The following is a 23,214-nucleotide window of genomic DNA, read 5'->3' on the forward strand; positions in this document are numbered from 1 at the left end:
GGGCCGGAGCGTACGCTGTTGGCTGTTCGCAGATATCGATCGGCAACCGTGTTATTATTCGGCCAAATACGATGCTATTCGCTGAAACTATTGTACCTATGAAACTTTCTATTGTCATAGAAGATGATGTTATGATAGGAAGTGGGGTGCATATTTATGTGAATAATCACAAATTTGATGATATAACTATTCCTATAATTGATCAAGGTTATTACCCCGATCTTCCGGTTATATTAAAAAAAGGATGTTGGATTGGTGCGAATACAATAATTTTACCAGGTGTGACTATTGGCGAGAATTCAGTTGTTGGTGCCGGTTCTGTTGTTACCAAATCCATTCCGAAAAATGTTGTAGCAGTTGGTAATCCAGCAAAGGTCTTAAAGAGTATTCTTTAACTAACGATTTTATATGAGGGTTATAATATTAGATCATGAGCCATTTCATGAGCGAAAAATTAATCATTATTTTATTGATGATTTTTTATCACAAGGATATGAGGTCGAATATTGGGCTCTGTGTGATATCTTACCTTACATGAAAGGAGCAAAGTTTCAATACCGCGGTAAACGGGATTTTGTAAACTATATTGTTTCTATGAATGACCTCTTTGCTCGTTTAGAATTATTGGATCCGAATAGAGATTTATTGATTGTTGAAATTTGGTTTTTATTCAATACAAAAGATATCTTTAAAAAAATTGAAAGTGAAGGACTAAAATGGATCAAAATTGACTATTACCTTAATCCTACCAAATCATTAGAGCCCCCCTCTTCTTTAACGAGCAGATTTAAAGGAGTAGAGTTTAAAATGGTCTTTAATAAATTGATAAATTGGGTATTTATCCGTCTTTTAAAACATGACTATGCTGTGCCAAATATTTTTTATTTAACCGGTCAATCCTTTGAATATGCGCCTAAAGCACGTGAAGTGGTCGCTTTAGACTATTTTGATGTTGTCGAATATAATAAAAAGAAAAACCAATCTCCACCATTGGCATATTCCTACGTAGTTTTTTTGGATATAATGCTGCTCGATCATCCTGATATTGTTATGCTTGGAAAGAAGAATGTAATTTCTAGATCGGCATACTACATCAAGATGAACGAAGTGTTTGATAAAATTGAAAGGTGTACAGGCTTACCTGTTGTAATTGCAAGTCATCCGAAAGCAACCTATCGTGATGAATTTGGAAAAAGGTTGGTTATATCAAACAAAACAGCAGAACTTGTTATACATTCAGCTATGGTACTTACACATGGCAGTTTATCTATAAGTTATGCACTTTTATCAAAGAAGCCCATTTTATACCTGTACCTCGAAAGTTTCTTTATAAAAGATGAGTTTCTCAAATCAATTTACGAAGGAATGCTTCTAGGAAAAATCCATTTTGGAGCGGAAGTAATCTCTGAGAATTTTGACTGTTCATTCTTAAATTTAGAGGTTAATGTTGAAAGATATAATGATTATCTTTCTAAATATTTTTGCAAAAAAAATCATGGTATAGGTAATTTTAATATTGTTAAGAACGGCATTTTAAAATTGATGAATGAGGATTAATAAGATTTTTAAAAGCGGTTTGTTAAAGTCCAGCTTGATCTATACGTTTTGTGACGCTATAAATAAAGCCGTACCATTTTTAATATTACCAATATTAAGTTATTATTTGGCACCTAGCGATTATGGTATTATAGCAAATTTTAATGTTTTGCTAGCTATAGTTACCATTTTCATAATGATAGGCGTTGATGGCGCTATAGGAGTGAATTATTATAAGCTTAGGAAGGAAGATTTAGCTCGCTATATATTTAATGCTTGTCTACTTACAGTGATCATGACGCTATTCATGTTAGTGCTTTCTTTTTTATTTTATCCTATAATTTATGATTTTGTAAAAGTACCTATACATTATATTATTTTATTGGTATTTATGTCTTTCTGTGCTGCGACGACCTCAATTAACCTTTCTTTATGGCGTTTGGAAGAAAAGGCTCTTAATTTTGGTATCTACGAAATTTCGCAGACATTTGTAAACATCGGAATATCACTATTACTTGTAATATCGTATAATTGGGGGTGGGTTGGAAGAGTGAACGGTATGTCGATTGCTGTGATATCTTTCGGTTTATTTAGTATACTATTACTGTATCGCAGAGGCTATCTACAAATTAATGTTGATAAAAAATATCTCAAAGATATCTTATATTTTGGGCTACCTTTAATTCCCCATGCCCTAAGTTTTTGGATAAGGTCTGGAATTGACCGTATCTTTATCACTAAATTTATCGATGAGAGTGCTACGGGACTCTATGCAACAGGATTTCAATTTGGAACACTTGTTTCCTTTTTGACATTGTCTTTCAATAATGCCTTTACACCCTATTTGTATAAAAGTTTAAGTGCTGATAATCCAGAGGAATTGAACCAGAATAAAATTAAATTGGTCAGAATTACATACTTTGGGATTGGTATTTTAATGATAACATGTCTGTTTTTTACACTTTTTTCAAATTTTATACTGACACATTTTTTTTCAGAAAAGTATATACAAGCTAAAGAGTTTATATTTTGGGCCATATTGTCGCAGACATTTCAAGGGATGTATTTACTTTTTGTGAATTATATATTCTTCGCAAAGCAAACAAAAGTATTAGCCTCAATCACTTTTTTTTGTGCTTGTATGCAATTGGTATTAAGTTATTTGGCAATCAAAACTTACGGTCCATTAGGGGGAGCTTATTCGACGGTTATTATTAGTTTTATGAATTTTATTATGGTTGCATTCTTTAGTAATAAGGTATACCATATGCCTTGGTTAAGGTTTTTAAAAAGATAAAATGTAAAAGCTAAAAAATGAATATCATTTTATTAAGTAGTAATATTACAAACGCCGGCGGAACGGAAAGGATAGGCATAGGATTGGCAAATGAATTGATTAATTCGGGGGCCTCTAGTGTAACTATTATTAGTTTTTTCGGCTCCAATACGCCTTTTTTTGAAGTAGATAAAAGGATACGTATAGTAACGTTATTTCAGCGCGAAGTGTCCCTTTTTATTCTTTTTCCAAAACTCATATTGAAATTGAGGCGGATTTTTAAAAGTTGTCCAGAAAGATCTATTATACTTAGTATTGGTGCATTGTTGTGTCCTTTTTCTATAGTTGCCAACGTTGGATTATCGCACCTTAATGTCGTTTGGGAACATTTTAATGTTTCATTAATTTTTAAAAGTTCCAAAGAACGTTTTGCACGCTATATGGCAAGTAAGTATGCAGATGCTATCGTTACTTTGACGTGTAAAGATAAGGAGATGTATTTGGCAAACTTTGCCTGCAAACCAAAAGTAAGTGCTATACCGAATTTCCTTACATTTGACATTACATCTAACTTTCATTTAAATTCTAATAAGGTTGCTTTAGCTGTAGGGCGATTGACAGAGCAAAAGGCGTTCGATCGCTTGATAAAAATATGGTCTAAACTGCCTGCTCATCTGCAGGATTGGAGGCTCGATATTGTCGGTGATGGCGAGGACGAAGCAGTTCTAAAAGGACTAATCGCTGATCTTAAGCTAAAAAATGTTCATTTAATAAAAACGACTTCTACTATTGAAGATCATTATGAGCGAGCGTCTATCTATTTGATGACATCGCGTTGGGAGGGATTGCCAATGGTCTTGATTGAGGCTCAGTCTTACGGTCTTCCCATTATTAGTTACGACTGCCTTACGGGGCCTCGTGACGTTGTTCGTAATGGAAGTAATGGTTATCTAATTCCAGATGACAATGAAGAAGAGTTCGTCTCCAAACTTATACATACGATCGAAGATGATGGGGTTAGGGAAAAATTTTCAATAACTGCAAAAAAAGACAGTAAGCGATTTAATAAGATCGCTGTTATGGAGTCATGGTTTAAACTATTTAAAAGTATCTAATGTTTCAATTATGATCTGGTACTGGTTAATATTTTCGATTGTTTTGTTCTTTTGTGTAATTGACATTTTTAAAATATCAATTAGAACCTTTTATAAAAAAACTTTACTAAGTGGTTTAATCATTCTTTTGGGCCTGTTTGCTGGCTTACGGTTTGAATGCGACAATGATTATTTGGAGTATGTTCGAATTTATAGCCAAGCTCCTGCACTTGGAGAATTTTTTGCAGGAGGCTATAATTTAACCGATGTATATGGGGAGCCTTTTTTTGTTATCACAAATATTCTTTTTAAGACTATAAAAGCGCCAGATTATATTTTTCTTTCTTTCATTTCTTTTTTAAACCTTTTCTTTCTTTACAAAGTTATTGTAGGATTTTCTAAATATTGGTTTCTTTCTCTCTTTCTTTATGTCGCGCTGATGTATCTCGGCGGCGGTTTTACCCAGATCAGGTTTGGCGTTGCAACCACTTTGGTTTGGTATGGAATATTCCAATATTTTAAAGGACGGTTCAAATTGTCGATAGTAATATTAATATGTGCCACAATGTTTCATATTAGTGCAGCTTCGGCAGCCATTATTTATTTCGCAAATCGTTTTTTAAAACTCAATTTGAAGATTATCCTTTGTATTTTAACAGTTTCTATAGCAATTACCTTGTTTTCATTCAGTGATTTTTTTGTTCGATTTATTGGTGTATTTTTTGGCGATAGTCGATACGAAAATTATTTTTTATTAGAAAACTATACTGAAAAGGCGAGCAGCTTTTCCATCTATTTTTATAGTTTTAATCTCTTGATCTATTGGTTGTTCAGAAAGCAAATGATAAGAAATTCTAGTAAAGATTTATTTTTATTTTTTTTTAAAATTGGCATAACTGCAGTTTTTTTTGGTGCAATTTTTAATCAAATGGCTATCTTAGCGCGATTCGGACTAATTTTGCAGTTTGTATTTATTTTTATCCTCCCCTATACATTTGGTATAAAGCCCATGAGAATAATCATGCTAGTTTTTTTGATATTGTATGGAGCGTTTAGATTTAATCAATATTTAGGAGAAGAGTCATTTATTCAAGAATACCAGAGTGTGATATTCAATAAATAATATAATGAAGATTTCAGTCATATTACCCGCTCTCAGTAATAAAGGTCCAATTTTAGTTGCTAAAGATATCATTTCAAATTTATCGGGAATTAATTCAGATGCTACATTTTATGTCTTTTATTTTGACGAAATTGCAGAGCCAATCGAATTCGCTTGTCCAGCTTATTGGATTAAAGAGCATGACCATATAAATAAGCTTTATTCGAGTGATATAGTCCATTCGCATGGTATACGCCCTGATTTTTTTATTTTTAAGAATAGAAAGAAATTTAAGGGCAAATGCATTTCCACTTTACATGGTCTAATTTCGAAGGAGTATAGCTTGCAATTTACTACCTTGGGAGCCAGATTAATTGAATTTGCTTGGATAAGCATTTTGCGACGACATGATCACATCGTTGTGTTAACAGAAGTAATGAAAACACACTATTTGTCGTATTTTGACTTGGAAAAGCTTCATGTCATTAACAATGGAAGGAATCTTTCCTCAAAAATGATCGATCAACAGGATATTGATCTATTTGTTGACTTGAAAAAAAAATATAAAGTCCTGGGCGTTGCTTGTGTATTAACAAAAAGAAAAGGGATCCATCAGGTAATACAGGCTCTTCCAATGCTTTCGGACTATGCATTTGTTGTCATAGGTGATGGGGAAGAACGCACATCTCTGGAAAAACAGGCTGAATCATTGGGTGTAAAAGATCGATGTATATTTTTAGGTAATCGTGCTGAAGCAAATCGTTACAATAAGTTTTTTGATTACTATATCTTTCCATCTTATATGGAAGGATTGCCATTGGCTCTTCTTGAGGCAGCTGGAGCCGGGAAAGCGATCATATGTTCAGATATCAATATTCATAGAGAGATTTTTAGCGAGGAGGAGGCGTCTTTCTTTGCATTAGATAATGTCAATGATCTCCTGCGGGCAGTACTGAAAGCTAATCTTTACAAAACACAATTTGAACAGAAGGTTATTGAAGTATATAGGGCAAAGTTCACTGCGGACATTATGGCAAATTCGTATAATGATTTTTATAAAAGCTTATTAAAATAAGATTAAGGATTAAGTCTATTGCTTCGATATTAAGATGAATCGAAAAAGATTATTAAGAGAAAAAAGTATGAAGATGAGATTTTCGGTATTAATGTCGGTATATTTTAAAGAAAGTGCTGATAATTTAGACCAAGCTTTACAGAGTTTAATAAACCAAAGTTTAAAACCTGACGAAATAGTACTTGTAAAAGATGGTGTTCTCACCACAGATTTGGAAAAGGTGATCGAAAGGTTTGTCAAGCTTAACACTTCAGTTGTTGTTAACGTAATCTCAATTGCACAAAATAGGGGGCTTGGTAATGCATTGTTTGTAGGATTAAATGCCTGTACTCATGATTATGTAGCAAGGATGGACTCAGACGACATTTCAGATTTTTATAGATTCGAAAAGCAGATCGAGTTTTTGAAAGAACATCCTCATGTGGACGTTGTAGGCTGCAATCTGAGCGAATTTGATCGGGAAATAGGAGACTCCATGCTCAAAAAAGTATGTCCTGAATCACATGAAGATATTATTAGGCGTATCCGCTTGCGCAGTCCCCTCAACCATCCTACGATAATGTTTAACAGAAAGAAGGTTTTAGCCGCAGGAGGATATGATAGTGAAACGTTAATGTTCGAGGATTATGCACTTTTTTTAAGATTATGGAAGTCTGGCTTGATTTTTCATAATATTCCTGAAATTCTTTATTATATGCGTGTGGATAGTAATTTAAATTCTATTCGACGAAGAAGGGGTAGTGCATATCTATTGAATGAGATAAACTTTCTTAAATATGCTTATAAAATTGGTGCTTTTACAAAAAGAGATCAGTTAAAATATGGTATTTTGAGATTTCCTATCCGTTTAATGCCTATTCGAGTGGTATTCTTAATTTATAAATATCTATTACGAAAAAAAAAGGTGTAAAACCTCTTCTCCCGATCAGACTCCTTTACAAAAAAAAATTCAAAGATTATTTAGCGAATTTTGATCAATTTAGTGTATTTATAGCGTCATAGCGTAACTTTTATAGAGATTATCGAAAATTGTTAATTATTGGCATCTTATTCGCTACATATTAATAATATTTTTTTTTGTAGCGAATTAAGATGTTTATCCGTCTTTAAATAAAAATTAAAATTATTATATTTGCACAGCTTTATGTGACTCACTAATTATATTTTATGACTTATATTTTTACGCTGATAATCCTTTTTTTGCTAGAGTTAGTATATCTGAGGATTGCTAATAAGTTTAATATTATTGATAAACCCAACGAACGTTCTTCGCACACGAAGATCACCATACGCGGCGGAGGTATTATTTTTTATGCCGCCTCGATTATATATTTTATTTCTTCCGGTTACCAATATCCTTGGTTTTTTTTAGGCTTAACGCTATTAACCTATATCTCTTTCCTAGACGATATCAGGGGTGTACATCCAAATTGGCGTCTAGCAGTACATTTTACATCTGTTTTGTTAATGGTATATGAGTTTGGTGTCTTTAACTATCCTTGGTATTATTTGGTATTGGCTTTTGTCTTTACGATAGGTGTAATCAATGCCTACAATTTTATGGATGGGATAAACGGTATGACTGCTTTCTGCACTTTGGTGATGGGAGGGCTTTTAACATACGTAAATACCAAGATCAACTTTATCGAGCAGGACTTCCTTATCTATACGCTATTGGGAGTTGTTGTTTTTGGATTCTTCAATTTCCGCAAAAAGGCAGCGTGCTTTGCAGGTGATGTCGGCCCGGCTGTATTATCTTTTATGTTATTATTTGCATTGGGCAAATTGATTATGAAAACCGGAGATTTTACCTATATCCTTTTTCTAGCCGTTTATGGTATAGAAATAGGTTGGTCTGTAGCGCGCCGCGTTTATCAAGGTTACCATATTTTTGAGCCACACCGTACGTTTTTGTTGCACATGCTAAGCAATGAAGTGGGACATAGTAGTTTAAAAGTTTCTGTTGGATACGGCTTAGTCCAATTGGCTCTTGGTGCTGCTGTGATCTATATTGTACAGTTTGGTGCCTCCATTCAGTGGGCATTCGCTATTACGATACTTGGTGGACTCAGTGCCTTTTATCTTACCTGGAAGCAACATATTTTTAATAACTATTATATCAAAGGGGAGGAGCGCTATGCCATTCGTCACCGTCGATTAAAGCAGCTTAAAGCGCATAGAAGAAGGAAAAAAGCTCTTGTGCCCAAGGTTAAGTTGGCACCAGAAGCAAAAGTTATTGAAATGCCGCAAAAAGAGGTTGCAGGTACCTTAATGCAACGTGGCGTGTGATTTAGCACGCGGAGTTTGGGTAGAATTAAAAAAGTAGTAATTTTACCTCAACTTTAGAAGAGGGGACTATGCAATCAGGATTAAGTTTTACCGCAATAGATTTCGAAACAGCCACAGCGAATCAGAACTCGGCTTGCGCCGTTGGGCTGGTCGTTGTTGAGCAGGGAATTATTGTGGATGAATTTTATTCTTTAATACAGCCTCCTCAAAATCAATACATGTGGCAGACTACGCGTGTGCATGGTATCCGACCTAAGGACACCGCACAAGCACCTACTTTTAAAGAGATCTTTCCACGTATTTATCCGCTTATTAATAATCGCATTATGGTCGCGCATAATGAGCTGTTTGATCGCGGAGTGCTTCGCAAAACCATGAATTATTACAACTTACCTTACGACCAACTTGGTTTGCAGGAAAAATGGGAATGTACCTTTAAAATTTACCAAGGCAAAGGATTTAAGCCCGCTCGTTTAAACGCCTGCTGTGAAGTGCTTGGTATTGAACTCAACCACCATGAGGCACTTTCTGATGCGCGAGCTTGTGCGCACTTGTATATTCGGCATCATGAGATCGGAATGGTACTATAAATAAACGATAATTATTGAACCAAATATCCCTCTGTTTGTTATTAGATATATCTTATCTTTGATAGATGAATACAATAAATTTTCTATTCCATTAAAATCAATGTGACTATGATGAATATTCCAGAAAAAGGGATGCGTATAGGTATTACGTTCAGTGCATTCGATCTGCTGCATGCAGGGCATATCAAAATGTTGGAAGATGCAAAAAGACAATGTGACTATTTGATTTGTGGACTGCAGACAGATCCGACACTTGACCGTCCAGAAAAGAATAAGCCTGTTCAGACCGTTGTTGAGCGTTATGTACAGCTTAAAGGATGTAAATACGTGGATCAGATTGTTCCCTATGCTACCGAACAGGATCTCGAAGATATCTTACGTTCTTTTAATATTGATGTACGGATAGTCGGTGATGAATACCGTGAGAAGAACTTTACCGGGAGAGCATACTGTGAGGAAAAAGGGATTGAGCTTTATTTTAATAGCCGAGATCACCGTTTCTCCAGCTCTGGCTTGCGCCGGATTGTGGCAGATGCCAGCACAGAAAATGAACCTGCGCTAAAAACTATCTAATGCACGCGCATCAACCTTTTAAGAACAGATTGTAAGATGAAAATTGGAATTACCTTTGGCGTGTTTGACTTACTGCACGCTGGCCATATTATGATGCTTGAAGAAGCAAAAAGAAATTGCGATTACCTGATTGTCGGTTTAAATACGGATCCATCAGAAGTCTTTCCCGAGAAAGCAAAACCAACACAGACCATTGTAGAACGTTATGTGCAGTTGGAAGGCTGCCGTTATGTGGATGAAATTATCCCCTATGAGACCGAACAGGATTTGATTGATATCATCAAAGCCTTTCCGATTGATATCCGTATTATCGGTGAGGAATATCGGGATAAAGATTTTTCGGGGCGCTCTTATTGTGTGGAGGAAAATATCGATATCTATTACAATAAACGCACACACCGTTTTTCCAGTGCAGGCTTGCGCCGGGTGGTTGCTGAAAAAGAAAGTGAGAAAAAATAAAGATTATGAGCACTATCATTCACGTTGTTTTAACCGGAGGTGTAGGCAGCCGTCTATGGCCGCTTTCGCGAAAAAGTTACCCGAAGCAATATCTTTCGCTATTTAAGGATGGATCATTGTTTGAAATGACTGTAAAGCGCAATCAAACGTTGTGTGGACAGGTGATTGTGGTTGGAAATCGCGACAATCATACCTTGAGTAGGGAGGTGATGGAAAACAATAAGATTGATTACATCGATATTGTTGAGGCAACCCCGCGCAATACCGCTGCTGCAATTGCCTTTGCTGCCTTTGCGGCGCAACCAGACGATATTTTGGTGGTTACACCGTCTGATCATGTCATTGTGGGTGATGAAGCGTATGCTGCGGCCATAAAAGAGGGCGTTGAAAAAGCCAATAAGGGTTATATCGTTACCTTTGGGATTCAGCCAACCCGACCTGAAACGGGCTATGGCTATATTGAATATAAGGAGGACAAAGTATTGTCTTTCCGTGAGAAGCCAAACCAGGATACGGCAGAGGACTTTATTGAACGAGGCAATTTTCTTTGGAATTCGGGCATGTTCTGTTTCCGGGCAGATACCTTTTTGGCCGAACTCCAAAATTTTGAGCCTAAAGTGTATGCAACAGCCTATAACGCTTGGAAACATCGTCAAAATGGTGAGCTCGATCTTCAGCTTTCGAAAGATATTCCATCGATTTCTATTGACTATGCAGTGATGGAGCGCTCCAAGAAAATTCGCGTGGTTGCTACAAGCTTCCAATGGTCAGATTTGGGCTCTTTTGAATCGATGTATGATTACTTGAAACAGACGGGGCATCCTGTGGATGAGAACGGTAATATGGTTATCGGTACGGATATCTATACTGCCTTTGTGGGTTTGCGCGATAGTATACTTGTTCATACCAAAGATGCGATCTTGGTGTTGCAGAAGGAAAAATCCCAAGATGTTAAAAAGATTTACAACACGTTAGAACGTCATCAGTCGAAGTTGATTGATTAATGGCGGTCTTCGTACGCAATTATTACTTAGTTTAAGACAGTCTGCTGGCGAGATTGCCGACGTCACCGTATTATGGCAGTCATTGGTATGATCAATTCAAGTGTCAAATGAAAGGTATTTTAATAATTTTGGGTGTATTAATTTTAAGTGGTAATCAAGCTTTACCTATTTCAAGTAATCATGCTATCGAGGTATTAAATCAAGGAGCTTTTGTCAACAATAATGATTCTATTCCTTACGATTCTATTCGAATTATTTTAGAAGATGCCCATGATAGTGATCAGAAAATACGAGAAAAATTATCCGCCGCTGAAGGTAGCGATAGTTTATTTATGTCGTATCTGGGAGAGATGACAATGGTTGACCGAAAGAATCGGGAGAAAGTTCTCCCGATCTTGGAAAAGTATGGTTGGTTGCCGATCAGTAAAATTGGGGAAAAGGCATCGGATGGGTTGTTTTACGTTTTACAGCATTATGTCGATCTCGACCTTTTCAGAAAATATTTGCCAGAGATCAAAAAGCTGTCTGAGAAGAAGGAAGCAAAACTTTGGCATGCAGCTTTGATCGAAGATCGACTATTAGTCCACGAGAATAAGAAGCAGATCTATGGGAGCCAGGTTGTTTCTAGGAAAGGTAGATATGGAGGAGATTACTTTGTTTGGCCCATTAGAGAACCAGCTAAAGTAAATAGTTTGAGAGAGCAGGTTGGCCTACCCCTTACTGTAGAAGAAAACGCAAAGAGACTAAATGCAATTTATAATCCTGATGAATCAATTCCTTACGCGAATTAATTTTTAGAAGTCATATAGGTATATGCGGAGTTACCACATGGCGCTTTAAGGGTAGCGTCATTATTCTATGGCAAAGTGAGTGCCCTGTGCTCACTTTTTTCTCCAGTACTTCAACACCCCATCAATGGAATCTTTGTGCAATAGAGACTGGCGGCTGCCACATAGAATTTTCATGCATTTTTCAATATCACTAACACGGAATTTAATAGTCGATTCCGCTTTAAGCCTTTTGAAAATTTCAATAGCGCTAATTTGTTTGTCAAAATAGCCTGCTTTTATCCATACTTCAAGAACTTCAAGCAGAGGCTTATTAGTTTTTCGAGTACTTCCTTTTGGCGCATTTTTCTTCTTCCAGATGATGCGAGTGCCTTCTCCCTTTTCAGAATAAATGATATGAGAAAAACCTTTGTATCCGTCTTCGTTGATTGTTTTCGTATGGTGTAATTGAATATTTCCATCCTTTGTTCCATTCACTATAATTTTTGAAAAAGGACATCGGAGAAGAAAGGGGAGAAGATCTAATTGATCTTCGTTGAATCGATTCTTATCGCTTGGCTTGATAATAAAACTAAAGACATAATTATTCGGTTTGCCTAGTAGAAACGAGAGCTCATCATCGCGCATGTCTATTTCGTTTAACTGTTTTATCACTTGGCAGATGATAATATAGTCCATGCAGGACATAATCACGTCAGGTTTTTCCGACTTGCGGATGGATGGTCTTTCAACAAATTCAATCAAGGGACAGATATTGTGAGATTAGAGCTCGAATGATATGTTGACTTTGCCTCCCAATCCCTTTTCAACGAAGTCAAATAATGTTTTTAGTGTAATGTTACCGCCGTTATTTTCAATTTTCGAAATATACTCACGTTTTTTGTCAATTAGTTGAGCAAGCTCGGACTGCGTCATATTTCTTTCTTCACGTGCTTTTTTAAGCAGCAGACCAATTTTAAAAGATTCAAAATCTCTATCTAGTTCATCTCTTCTCTGGGTGCCTACTTTCCCGTAAACATCATCTTTAATATTTTTCCAGTTCTTAGTTTCCATTTTCTCTACCTTTTTGTTCGTAATACTCAGCCATGATACTTAATGCTTTTTCAATCTGATTCTTTGGAGTTTTCTGAGTTTTCTTTTGAAAACCATTCATTAGGACAACGAGCTTATCACCATCAAAAAAGCAAAACACACGCCATATATTGGATCCAAGCTGAATCCTAGCTTCATATAATCCGTCAGTTCCTATTAAATGTTTTAAATAATTACTTGGAACCCGTTCGAGAGTTTCTATTTCTTCAAAATAATTTTTAAAAGCGATCACCTCTCTAACTCTCATTATACAAAGGTAATTTAAAAGTTACTTTTTGTCAAGTGTTTAAGCGTTTCTTCTTACGAATTTCTCCCAAACACTTTGTATAACGTCTCTCTCTTTAATGTATAGTATAACAGCTGAAATCACTAAAAGGTCTGTCCTTCCGATAGGCCTTTTTTGACCTGTTGCGGGATAATTTTCAATTGTCCCCCATTTGTCCCCTTTCCATTTTCGTGTGCTATAGGGGATTACCTTATTTTTGGATTCACCTATTCCTATTAATTAACTATTTTATTATGGCAACTTTTATAGCACTCACGGTACTTGTTTTGAGTTCCATTTATCTCATCTTAAAGGCAAAACAAAAGCAGAAGCTTTTCAACGATGCTGTTTCGATGGAGGTCCATTACCTGTTTCAGGACAGACCGGGGCAGTATAGCGGCGACTACCGGACAAAAAGTGGCGTTTTTGTTTTTCGTACGGAATCGAAAGACGAGGCACTTAAAAATTTGGTGATCAAAGCGGTCAAACCCAGTCATCCTGCTTTAGTGGTCAATCTGGAACAGATTGTGGTGGTGCCTTTTGAAAAGAAAAAAGAAGGGAACTCCGACGTATCCGTCCGCTTTAAATTGCTCAAAAAGAAAGGAGAACTCAGCACCTTGGAAGGAAAAGGAATCCGCGTATCGGGTGTGTTGAATTTTGGAAAAACTAAACCAAAAACATTCAGTACCGTATTGAAGATCGGGGAGCTTTATCAAGCTAAAGACCCCCAGGATCAGACGACATAATTTGCGTAATTCTTATTTTATGGGAAAGGGTTTGCTTCATTGCAAACCCTTATTTTTTTGTCTCAAAATTTAAGCAGATGCTGATGTTCGATCGCCCAGGATAATAGGGCATTATTTTCTTCATTGAGATCCAGTTTTCGGCAGATGCGGTGTCTTGTATTTTTGATGGTATATGGACTGAGGAATAATGATTCGGCGATGTATTTGGTGGTATGGCGGAGCGCAATGAGCTTAAGAATATTTAACTCGGCGGGAGTCAACGTCTTCAGCTTTTCCACCGCCTGATTTTTATCCTTCTGTTGCTGCAGGCGCTGGATCACCATATGCGTGCCTGCATAGAGGCGATTTTCTCCCAATGGCTTAATGATATAGTTTTCTGGACGGAGGGCAGCTGCGCGATCTATGCTACCTTTGGATTGATAGGAAGTGATAAAGATTAGACTGAAATGCTTCGCTGCGGTATATTTCTCCATTAACTCAATACCATCCAGCCGGTCGTTGAGCTGTATATCGCAGAGCACCAAATCGGGTGTGTTTTGTTCCATGTACTGATCCACTTCATCCACAGTAAGTGCAATGTGCAACTCCAGGCCGGTGTAAAGTGAATGCAATTGATATTCAATAAATCGGGCAATGATCATTTCGTCTTCTACAATTAATACTTTTAGGCTCATATGATATTGTTAAATTCAAATAAATATTTAAATCCGTTTTCCGGATGAATGGTCACTGTTCCTTTGATCTGCCTAGTCAGGTCCTTTACGAGGCCAATTCCGAACGAAGCTGTAGGTGCAGGAGCTTTCGCACCGATGCCATTATCCTCAAACCGCATGGTCGTTCCCCATTCATTTTTGAGTATACTCAAGTAAATCGACGGTGCATCGACTGTACCCTTCGGAAAAGCATACTTATAGCTATTTGTCAAGAGCTCCGTAATGATGAGCGCCAAGGGAATAGAGGTTTGGGTGGTGACCAACCAGTCTTGGCTAACATCGACCTGGATCGCTATCGTTTCTTCGGGATCATGCATTTGTCTCAGGTAGTTAACAGTTTCCGTTACTAAAATGTTCAATTTCAGCTGACTATTCTGATTATACACCAGTAATTGGTTTACCAGCATCATGGCATGAATGCGGTCCTGCATGGACTGTATGGGCTGCATATTTTGGTTACCATGATCGGAGCGGTACAGGCTCCCTAAACTATACAGCAGCTGGAGGTTGTTTTTAACCCGATGGTTGACCTCATCAATGAGGGTTTCGATATAATGGTTTTTCTGAAGCAATTGAATCTGCTGCTCGTAGAGGGCATCATTGGCTTTTTTGAGCTCTGCTGTTCGCTCCAGTACAATGGTCTCAGTGGTTTTATGATGCTCCAGTTCTGATTTGCGTATTTTTAGCCGGATGCCGATCAAGAGGATCATGGTGATGCATAAAACAAAAAACTGCGTCATGATAGATACATATTGGATGGACTGTTCCTTCAAGATCAATCCACAATAAATCAGTATGCTGATGCCGATGACGAGAAAAATGCCCGAGTAGATCAGGAAGCGTTGCATCCTGTCTATCTTTTTCCAGAGCGATATAAATAAGTTCGAAAAGAAGAGCACATATAGCACCCCCACAAACAGGTTCACAGAATTGCTCTGTTTAAAATTGGCGAAACAATAGTTATTGATAAAGTTGAATATAGACGTCATTACGACCAGCAGAATGAGCCCAAGCATCAGCTTATAATACTGGCGGCTTATTTTCTTGAGATTTAGGAAGGCAATTGTCAACAGTGAGAAGCTAATCCCCGCCAGATTTCTAAATACCGATACCAGGCTCCACCCAAGCTGCGGATTATTGGGAAAGAAGAGGTCTATAAATTGATTTTGCAGCCCATAACTATAAAATCCGATAAATAGTAAAAAGCAAAAAATCCAGATATAAGGCCTATAGCGCGAAACGAGCCATGCAAAAGCCATGTAGAGCAACAATACAATAATGGCTCCCTCCATAAAAGCATGGGTAAGATTGATGCCTTGCACTTTCTTCAGGTAGTCCTTCTGTGTTTGTAAGCGGAAGTCATAAAACGGTGTATACCCTTTAATGTGCTTGACCCGCAGTAAAATGGTATAAACTTTCTTGCTGTCTAAATGAATATTAAAATGGTCACGCCCTCCTTTAGGGGATAGCGTTGCTTTTTTACGAAATAAGCCGGCGCTCCTTCGCTCGATGATTTGTCCTTCCATACCGATGAGCGCCATGTCGACGAACGTTAGGTTATCAAACGACAGCACATAATCGCCCGTTAAGGCATTTTCATCCAGGGAAATTACCTTTTTTAACCAATAGCTATTTTTATCCTGGCTTTTTGCCGGTTTGAATTGTGCGAGCGGTTTGAACAGTTGTTTATTGGTGTAATAATAGATGGGATCCGTTTGGTTTTCTTTTTCCTGGGCGATGACTATAGGAGATTCACTGTCCATATAGGTGCTTTGAATAGCCCTATTATGTGAAACGATAGCTTCCATCCCATAGTGAGTGGCGATTATGCTCAGCAGCAGTAATAGGATGATTATAATGTTTGGTCTCATATAGCAAAACAAAAGTGCAATTATTTTCCAATAAATCTAATAAGGTTTTATTTTCCTAATTGTAAATAAGACCCTAGGGTCTCTATTTTGGAGGGTATTTAGTGTTTATTTTTGCTTTACGCATTTAATATTAGAAAGAACGCAGACCATATGTTGATTCCGATACAGTATTTATTCGATTATGATTTACTTATATATAGCTCTTTTTACTGCGATTATGTTTGCCCTATTTAAGTTTTTTGCTTCAGGAAAGAAGCCAGATGATGTCTCTTTAAGTGTTTATTACCGTTTTCAGGAACATCCGGGGCAGTATAGCGGGCGGCTCAGTTCTACCCATGGTGCATTGGTATTTCGAGGAGAGCGATTTCATGATGACGTGCTTAATATTGTGGTAAAGGATGTCCGCTCTACCGATCAAAAGGTTGAAGTGAGGCTGCAGCAGGTGCTCGTGTTACCTTTTAAAGCAAACCAGCAAACCTCGTCCGAAGTATCTGTCCGTTTTCGTATTGCTTCTGATAAAGCCGAGCGCGTTGATTTGAGCAAGTACAAGGTTAGGGTGAATGCGGTGGTAAACTATCAAAATGGCGAAAAGAAAGCCTTTAGTACAACGTTGCCCATGATGGGTGTTTATGCGCATAGTTAGTTTAACGTGTTTTTATTCCATATTACATACCTATTTAACCCGAAGGGACCCTGCTTGCCGGGGTTTCTTCATTTTTTTGGTCATGTTCCACGTGGAGACAGGCATCGCTCAATTATTCAAATTTCTTTTTAACGGCTAATTCGCAGCATATTCCTATCTTTAACGGTATAAAGTTAGGGAAGTAAAAAGAACATTGAAAAATAATAGTTTGAGCTGATTATATGAAAGAAATAAAAAAAATAGCTTGCATTGGTGCAGGATACGTCGGTGGGCCAACGATGTCTGTGATTGCACAGAAAAATCCAAGTATTCAGGTTACCGTTGTTGACTTAAATCAACAGCGTATCGATGCGTGGAATAACGAAGATCTTGTGCAGCTTCCGATATATGAGCCTGGGCTAGATGCGGTGGTGGCAGAAGCACGCGGACGGAATCTGTTTTTTTCGACCGATGTTGAAAAGGCGATCGACGAAGCGGATATGATTTTTATATCCGTCAATACCCCGACGAAAAACTATGGTAAAGGGAAGGGGCAGGCAGCAGATTTAAAATATATCGAATTGTGTGCGCGGCAGATTGCCCAAGTGGCCAAAGGGGACAAGATTGTTGTCGAAAAATCGACCCTTCCGGTCCGTACGGCTGCTGCATTAAAGAGTATTTTGAATGATACCGGTAATGGGGTGAATTTTGATATTCTATCCAATCCGGAGTTTTTGGCTGAGGGAACAGCAGTAGCAGATCTACACCAGCCTGATCGCGTATTGATCGGGGGGGAGAATGAGGAAGCTATTCAGGCGCTCGTGCAGATTTATCAATCGTGGGTGCCGCAAGAGCGGATACTCACCACAAATTTATGGTCTTCTGAATTGTCCAAATTGGTGGCCAATGCATTTTTAGCGCAACGGGTTTCTTCGATAAATGCCATATCCGAGCTGTGTGAAGTGACAGGTGCCAATGTGGATGAAGTATCGCGCGCCATTGGACACGATAGCCGTATTGGCCCTAAGTTCTTAAAAGCATCGGTGGGTTTTGGAGGATCCTGTTTTCAAAAGGATATTCTCAATCTGGTCTATATTGCGCGGAGCTATAATTTGACGGCTGTTGCCGATTACTGGGAACAGGTGATTATTTTAAATGATCATCAGAAATTGCGCTTCGCTGAAAAGATTATTCAGACGATGTACAATACGGTCAATGGGAAGAAGATTGCCTTTTTGGGTTGGGCATTTAAGAAAGATACCAACGATACGCGCGAGTCTGCTGCAATATACGTAGCCGATCACTTGCTGGATGAGGAAGCGCAGCTTGTGGTGTATGATCCGAAAGTAACTGCAGAACAGATTTATAAAGACCTGGATTATCTAAAAACGCGATCTTCGGAGGATAATCGTCGCTTGGTAACTGTTGTTAACGACCCTTATGAAGCGTTAGAGGATGCGCATGCTGTGGCTGTATTGACGGAGTGGGACGAATTTAGAAGTTATGACTGGGAGGCGATCAAACACATGATGAAAAAGCCTTCGTTTGTGTTTGATGGACGGAAGTTATTGAACAGTGAGCAGTTAAAAAACTTAGGTTTTGACTATTATGCGATTGGTAGTTAGTAAATTGATGATTGTTTAACACTAATTTAATTTGATAAATAAAAGCAGATTGAGTACTTTTGTTACTCAATCTGAACTATACCATGCTAGACACGTTAATTACATCGAAGACGCGATTGAAATTACTGATTAAGTTTTTTGTCTCGGCTAGCAATCAATCCCATTTGCGGGGGCTGGCTGACGAATTTCAAGAATCGACCAATGCCATACGAAAAGAACTGAACCAACTGTCCGAAGCGGGCTATTTAGAAAAAAGTACAGCTAAAAATAAAATACTATACCGTGCCAATACAAAACATTCTTTATTTGCTCCCCTTCAGAAATTAATTCATACCTATTTGGGGATTGATGACATTGTCGATAATATCCTAGATAAAGCGGGCGATATACAGGAAGTTAGCTTGGTTGGCGACTATGCTGAGGGCATAGATTCGGGTAAAATAGATGTGTTAATTTTGGGGGAAAATCTAAATCAGGCATATTTATTGCTGTTAGCGGACAAGGTTGGAAAAAAAATGGGAAAGCAGGTCAATCTTTCTTTTCAGAAGACTATTGAAGAACAACGTTATATTATTTTATATACAAATCATTCTACCATATAATTACTTCAAAAGATGAGTAAAATATTAATCACCGGTGGGGCCGGTTTTATAGGTTCAAATCTCGTAGAACATTTTTTAGGTAAAAACCATCAAGTGGTGGTGTTGGACAATTTCGCTACGGGTCACCGTCACAATATTGCGCAGCACGCAGACAATCCAAATTTTACCTTAATTGAGGGCGATATTCGGAATAATGAAGATTGCCAAAAAGCTGTTGAAGGGGTAGACTATGTATTGCACCAGGCCGCTTTGGGATCCGTTCCACGTTCGATTAAAGATCCTCAAACTTCCAATGAGGTCAATGTAACAGGTTTTTTAAATATGCTGGTTGCGGCGCGCGATGCTGGGGTAAAGCGTTTTATCTATGCCGCTTCTTCGTCTACGTATGGTGATTCTGAAAGTCTTCCAAAAGTGGAAGATGTGATTGGAAAGCCACTATCTCCCTATGCCATTACCAAATACGTCAATGAATTATATGCAGATATTTTCTCGAAGACCTACGGTTTGGAGACGATTGGTTTGCGCTACTTTAATGTATTTGGCCGACGTCAAGACCCAAATGGTGCCTACGCTGCTGTGATCCCATTATTTGTAAAGAAATTTATGAACCACGAGAGTCCTGTGATAAACGGTGCTGGTGATTATTCCCGTGATTTTACCTATGTCGATAATGTGATCCAGATGAATGAACGTGCAATGACAACAACCAATCCAGACGCCATTAATACGGTGTATAACACGGCTGTTGGCGATCGTACCACGTTAAACCAATTGGTTGGCTATCTAAAAGAATTTTTGACCGCGTACGACGCTGAAATTGCAAAGGTTGAAATTGTGCATGGGCCGAATAGACAGGGTGATATACCGCATTCGTTGGCTTCGATTGACAAAGCCCGTCAATTATTAGGCTATGAACCTACTCACGTGATCCGAGAAGGATTGAAAGAGGCGGTAAAGTGGTATTGGGATAACTTAAAATAAGATTTAATCATTATAAACTCAAGATATAAATGAAAAAAATAGCTGTCATTGGATTAGGCTATGTAGGCTTACCCTTAGCGAGACTGTTTGCAACAAAATTTCCAGTATTAGGATTTGATATCAACCAAAAGCGTATTGATGAATTGCGCGCTGGTAAAGATTTAACATTGGAAGTGGAAGATGATATTCTTCAGGCCGCATTGGTGAGTGAAAACCCTTTTTCAACCAATACAACTGGTCTGTACTGTTCCAATCAGTTGGCGGATATTGCAGACGCAAATTTCTATGTGGTTACTGTCCCTACACCAGTTGATAAAAATAACCGTCCTGACTTGACACCGCTATACAAAGCTTCTGAAACTGTCGGTAAAGTGTTGAAGAAAGGCGATATTGTTGTTTACGAATCGACTGTTTACCCCGGTGTTACAGAAGAAGAGTGTATTCCAGTGTTAGAAAAGATTTCCGGTTTAAAATTCAATGAAGATTTCTTTGCAGGTTATTCCCCAGAGCGCATCAATCCAGGCGATAAACAACATACCGTTGAGAAAATATTAAAAGTAACATCGGGTTCGACACCTGAGATCGGGGCTGAAGTGGACGCTGTATATAAAGAAGTGATTACTGCAGGTACACACTTAGCGCCATGTATTAAAGTTGCTGAAGCCGCTAAGGTGATTGAGAATTCACAACGTGACATTAATATCGCTTTTGTGAATGAATTAGCAAAGATCTTTAATATTTTAAATATTGATACCCATGCCGTATTGGAAGCAGCAGGTACCAAATGGAACTTTTTGCCCTTTAAACCAGGATTAGTAGGTGGACACTGTATTGGTGTAGATCCTTATTATTTGGCGCAGAAAGCACAAGAGCATGGTTATCATCCCGAAATTATCTTGGCAGGTCGTCGGTTGAATGATTCGATGGGCGAATATGTGGCCTCTCAGGTTGTCAAATGTATGATCAAAAAGGGAATTAATGTTAACGGTGCCGAAGTATTGATGCTAGGCGTAACCTTTAAAGAAAATTGTCCTGATGTGCGCAATACTAAGATTGTGGATGTGATCCGCGCGTTGGAAGACTATGGAATTAAAGTAACGACATATGATCATTGGGCAAATCCTGCTGAAGTAAAACATGAGTATGATATTGAAAGCGTTCGGGAGTTGCCAAATAAAAGATTTGATGCCGTTGTATTAGGTGTAGCCCACAATGAGTTTTTAAAAATCAATCTAAATGGTTTGAGGAAGAATAATTCAATAGCTTATGATGTGAAAGGTGTTCTTTATGAAGGTGTTGATGGTCGTTTATAATGATTTTGTTTTTTAAAAACTATAATGGGAAATAGTTTAAAGAAGGACTTGTTAAAAGGGTCTTTTTGGTCCGTGGTAGGTCAATTCTTAACATTAATTATTGCTTTTATAACCAATATTTGGTTAGCGAGAATACTTTCACCTGAAGAATTTGGAAGAATAGGTATAGTTATGTTTTTCATAACTATAATGTCTGTGTTGACTGAAAGTGGTTTAGGGGGAGCATTGGTGCGGAATAAAAATGCTACTATCACAGATTATTCAACAGTTTTTTTTACAAATTTGTTTTTTAGTATTATTATATATTTAGTAGTTGCACTCTGCTCTTACCCTATTTCAAGTTATTATAATGACGGTAGTTTAAGAGTTTTATTGTTGGTGTCTTCATTAGTAGTAATTATCAATTCGTTGCAAATATCGCAAGATGCTAAACTCATCAGTGACTTAAAATTTAAGCAAAAGTATATCTACAAATTTATAGCAACGATTGCTTCCTCTTTTATAGGAATTGTCATGGCTTATAGTGATTTTGGAATATGGTCGTTAATTGTAATGCAACTATTGAATTCATTGATTTATGGTCTTTGCCTGTGGATGTGTGAAAAGATCTTTCTAAAACTAATTTTTTCCACAGAGTCATTTAAGAAAGTTTTTTCTTTTGGAATCTTTACAACCGTGTCATCTTTGTTTAATAGCTTCTTTGATAATGTATACCAACTTATATTGGCTAAATATTTCTCTGTTATTCAAACAGGAAATTATTACCAGGCTAAAAGAATACAAGATGTTCCTGGCGGAATATTGAACGTATTAAGCCAAGGTGTTATCTTTTCATCTTTATCAAAATTGCAAGATAATAGTAGTGAATTTCTTAGAGTTTATAATTTGATAAGCAAAGTCTTCGCAATGATATTGGGATTCATATCCTTATTGTTTTACTTGTATTCAAGAGATATTATTCTGATACTTTTTGGAGAAAAGTGGATTGGCTCAATTTTTTATATGCAAGTGTTAACTTTAGCATCTTTTTTTTATATGCAAGAAACATTTAATAGAGTGGTATTTAAAGTTTTTAATAAAACTAAATTTATTCTTTATTGCGATTTTGTAAAAAAAGTAGTTCAATCCATTAGCATTATAATTGCGGTTTATTATAAAAACCTTGAATTATTGATTTTTGGTTTTGTTATTTCGAGTATTTTTGGATATGTCTTGAACTTTCTTGTTTCGAGAAAGGTGATTGGAAATACTGGTTTTTATGAGCTTAAAATAGTGGGAAAAATAACAACAGTATGTATATTTTTATGTTCGTTATATCTTGCTATTGATAATATAATGCAATTTGAGTTTTTAATACGTATTTTATCTATACCATTAATTTGTTTATTATATATAAGTTCACTCTTATTAATGAGAGTGGTAAGTTTGGTAGAAATTAGAAGGCTTTTAAAAATAGGAAATCGATAAAAATAATTGATTAATAGGTTTATTTAATTTAGAACAATTTACTTTAAATGTAGGTTTAATGTGGCGTGATCTAAGATAAATGGGTTTAGAAGAGAAATTACAGTTCACCAAAACTAATGGGGATTTTCGAT

25 protein-coding genes are annotated in these 23,214 nt (G+C 37.1%); 20 read left to right on the forward strand and 5 right to left on the reverse strand.

Annotated elements, in window-relative coordinates; translation table 11 throughout:
* Positions 1–98: 98 nt before the first annotated feature.
* From VXM68_RS05975 to VXM68_RS06035, 13 genes are all read left to right on the forward strand, one after another.
* Complete coding sequence (locus tag VXM68_RS05975) at positions 99–395, forward strand: DapH/DapD/GlmU-related protein (RefSeq protein WP_312364794.1); 297 nt, start codon at positions 99–101, stop codon at positions 393–395.
* A gap of 13 nt (positions 396–408) precedes the next feature.
* Positions 409–1,557: a hypothetical protein gene (locus VXM68_RS05980; protein WP_367210724.1), complete on the forward strand. Its 1,149-nt coding sequence runs from the start codon at positions 409–411 to the stop codon at positions 1,555–1,557.
* Positions 1,547–2,833 carry a lipopolysaccharide biosynthesis protein gene (locus VXM68_RS05985; protein ID WP_367210725.1) on the forward strand — a complete coding sequence of 429 codons (1,287 nt, stop codon included), beginning with the start codon at positions 1,547–1,549 and terminating at the stop codon, positions 2,831–2,833. Before VXM68_RS05980 ends, VXM68_RS05985 begins: the two co-directional genes overlap by 11 nt.
* Positions 2,834–2,850: 17 nt before the next feature.
* Complete coding sequence (locus VXM68_RS05990; RefSeq protein ID WP_367210726.1) at positions 2,851–3,927, forward strand: glycosyltransferase family 4 protein; 1,077 nt, start codon at positions 2,851–2,853, stop codon at positions 3,925–3,927.
* A gap of 10 nt (positions 3,928–3,937) precedes the next feature.
* Positions 3,938–5,029 carry an EpsG family protein gene (locus tag VXM68_RS05995; RefSeq protein WP_367210727.1) on the forward strand — a complete coding sequence of 364 codons (1,092 nt, stop codon included), beginning with the start codon at positions 3,938–3,940 and terminating at the stop codon, positions 5,027–5,029.
* Positions 5,030–5,033: 4 nt separating this feature from the next.
* Entirely contained in the window at positions 5,034–6,083 is a 1,050-nt protein-coding gene (locus VXM68_RS06000) for a glycosyltransferase family 4 protein (RefSeq protein ID WP_367210728.1), read from the forward strand.
* A gap of 67 nt (positions 6,084–6,150) precedes the next feature.
* Positions 6,151–6,993: a glycosyltransferase gene (locus tag VXM68_RS06005; protein ID WP_367210729.1), complete on the forward strand. Its 843-nt coding sequence runs from the start codon at positions 6,151–6,153 to the stop codon at positions 6,991–6,993.
* A 290-nt stretch (positions 6,994–7,283) separates the two neighbouring features.
* Entirely contained in the window at positions 7,284–8,372 is a 1,089-nt protein-coding gene (locus VXM68_RS06010; protein ID WP_367210730.1) for a UDP-GlcNAc--UDP-phosphate GlcNAc-1-phosphate transferase, read from the forward strand.
* Positions 8,373–8,440: 68 nt separating this feature from the next.
* Positions 8,441–8,962: a 3'-5' exonuclease gene (locus tag VXM68_RS06015; RefSeq protein ID WP_367210731.1), complete on the forward strand. Its 522-nt coding sequence runs from the start codon at positions 8,441–8,443 to the stop codon at positions 8,960–8,962.
* Between the two features lie 108 nt (positions 8,963–9,070).
* Positions 9,071–9,535 carry an adenylyltransferase/cytidyltransferase family protein gene (locus VXM68_RS06020; protein WP_367210732.1) on the forward strand — a complete coding sequence of 155 codons (465 nt, stop codon included), beginning with the start codon at positions 9,071–9,073 and terminating at the stop codon, positions 9,533–9,535.
* A 36-nt stretch (positions 9,536–9,571) separates the two neighbouring features.
* On the forward strand, positions 9,572–9,994 hold the full coding sequence (locus VXM68_RS06025) for an adenylyltransferase/cytidyltransferase family protein (protein ID WP_145328075.1): 423 nt from the start codon (positions 9,572–9,574) through the stop codon (positions 9,992–9,994).
* A 5-nt stretch (positions 9,995–9,999) separates the two neighbouring features.
* Entirely contained in the window at positions 10,000–10,998 is a 999-nt protein-coding gene (locus VXM68_RS06030) for a mannose-1-phosphate guanylyltransferase (RefSeq protein ID WP_367210733.1), read from the forward strand.
* 107 nt (positions 10,999–11,105) lie between these two features.
* Positions 11,106–11,789 carry a DUF6624 domain-containing protein gene (locus tag VXM68_RS06035; RefSeq protein ID WP_367210734.1) on the forward strand — a complete coding sequence of 228 codons (684 nt, stop codon included), beginning with the start codon at positions 11,106–11,108 and terminating at the stop codon, positions 11,787–11,789.
* A 90-nt stretch (positions 11,790–11,879) separates the two neighbouring features.
* Here the strand turns inward: VXM68_RS06035 and VXM68_RS06040 are convergent, their stop codons facing one another.
* From VXM68_RS06040 to VXM68_RS06050, 3 genes are read right to left on the reverse strand one after another with little or no spacing between them, the layout of a single operon-like run.
* Entirely contained in the window at positions 11,880–12,530 is a 651-nt protein-coding gene (locus tag VXM68_RS06040) for a hypothetical protein (RefSeq protein WP_367210735.1), read from the reverse strand.
* Positions 12,531–12,548: 18 nt separating this feature from the next.
* Positions 12,549–12,839 (reverse strand): helix-turn-helix domain-containing protein, encoded by a 291-nt coding sequence (locus tag VXM68_RS06045; RefSeq protein ID WP_367210736.1) that lies wholly within the window; start codon positions 12,837–12,839, stop codon positions 12,549–12,551.
* On the reverse strand, positions 12,829–13,125 hold the full coding sequence (locus VXM68_RS06050) for a type II toxin-antitoxin system RelE/ParE family toxin (RefSeq protein ID WP_367210737.1): 297 nt from the start codon (positions 13,123–13,125) through the stop codon (positions 12,829–12,831). Before VXM68_RS06050 ends, VXM68_RS06045 begins: the two co-directional genes overlap by 11 nt.
* A gap of 272 nt (positions 13,126–13,397) precedes the next feature.
* Here VXM68_RS06050 and VXM68_RS06055 point away from each other — a divergent pair, with 272 nt between their 5' ends.
* Entirely contained in the window at positions 13,398–13,889 is a 492-nt protein-coding gene (locus tag VXM68_RS06055) for a hypothetical protein (RefSeq protein WP_367210738.1), read from the forward strand.
* 62 nt (positions 13,890–13,951) lie between these two features.
* On the opposite strand, the gene VXM68_RS06060 is transcribed toward VXM68_RS06055, so the two are convergent.
* Together VXM68_RS06060 and VXM68_RS06065 are read right to left on the reverse strand one after the other, a co-directional pair.
* The gene (locus VXM68_RS06060; protein ID WP_313419533.1) at positions 13,952–14,563 is read right to left on the reverse strand and encodes a response regulator; all 612 of its coding nucleotides are present in this window, start codon (positions 14,561–14,563) and stop codon (positions 13,952–13,954) included.
* Positions 14,560–16,473 (reverse strand): 7TM diverse intracellular signaling domain-containing protein, encoded by a 1,914-nt coding sequence (locus VXM68_RS06065; RefSeq protein WP_367210739.1) that lies wholly within the window; start codon positions 16,471–16,473, stop codon positions 14,560–14,562. Before VXM68_RS06065 ends, VXM68_RS06060 begins: the two co-directional genes overlap by 4 nt.
* Positions 16,474–16,654: 181 nt before the next feature.
* On the opposite strand from VXM68_RS06065, the gene VXM68_RS06070 reads away from it, so the two are divergent.
* The 6 genes from VXM68_RS06070 (at position 16,655) to VXM68_RS06095 (ending at position 23,083) form a co-directional block, all read left to right on the forward strand.
* Positions 16,655–17,116, forward strand: a complete 462-nt coding sequence (locus tag VXM68_RS06070) for a hypothetical protein (protein WP_367210740.1) — start codon at positions 16,655–16,657, stop codon at positions 17,114–17,116.
* Between the two features lie 221 nt (positions 17,117–17,337).
* Positions 17,338–18,720, forward strand: a complete 1,383-nt coding sequence (locus VXM68_RS06075; protein WP_367210741.1) for a nucleotide sugar dehydrogenase — start codon at positions 17,338–17,340, stop codon at positions 18,718–18,720.
* Positions 18,721–18,803: 83 nt separating this feature from the next.
* Positions 18,804–19,322 (forward strand): ArsR family transcriptional regulator, encoded by a 519-nt coding sequence (locus VXM68_RS06080; RefSeq protein ID WP_367210742.1) that lies wholly within the window; start codon positions 18,804–18,806, stop codon positions 19,320–19,322.
* A 12-nt stretch (positions 19,323–19,334) separates the two neighbouring features.
* On the forward strand, positions 19,335–20,303 hold the full coding sequence (locus VXM68_RS06085; RefSeq protein WP_367210743.1) for an SDR family oxidoreductase: 969 nt from the start codon (positions 19,335–19,337) through the stop codon (positions 20,301–20,303).
* Positions 20,304–20,332: 29 nt separating this feature from the next.
* The gene (locus tag VXM68_RS06090) at positions 20,333–21,616 is read left to right on the forward strand and encodes a nucleotide sugar dehydrogenase (RefSeq protein ID WP_367210744.1); all 1,284 of its coding nucleotides are present in this window, start codon (positions 20,333–20,335) and stop codon (positions 21,614–21,616) included.
* Between the two features lie 24 nt (positions 21,617–21,640).
* Positions 21,641–23,083, forward strand: a complete 1,443-nt coding sequence (locus VXM68_RS06095; RefSeq protein WP_367210745.1) for a lipopolysaccharide biosynthesis protein — start codon at positions 21,641–21,643, stop codon at positions 23,081–23,083.
* Positions 23,084–23,214 lie beyond the last annotated feature (131 nt).

Origin of the sequence: Sphingobacterium sp. R2, assembly GCF_040760075.1 — a bacterium.
Classification (GTDB): Bacteria; Bacteroidota; Bacteroidia; order Sphingobacteriales; family Sphingobacteriaceae; genus Sphingobacterium.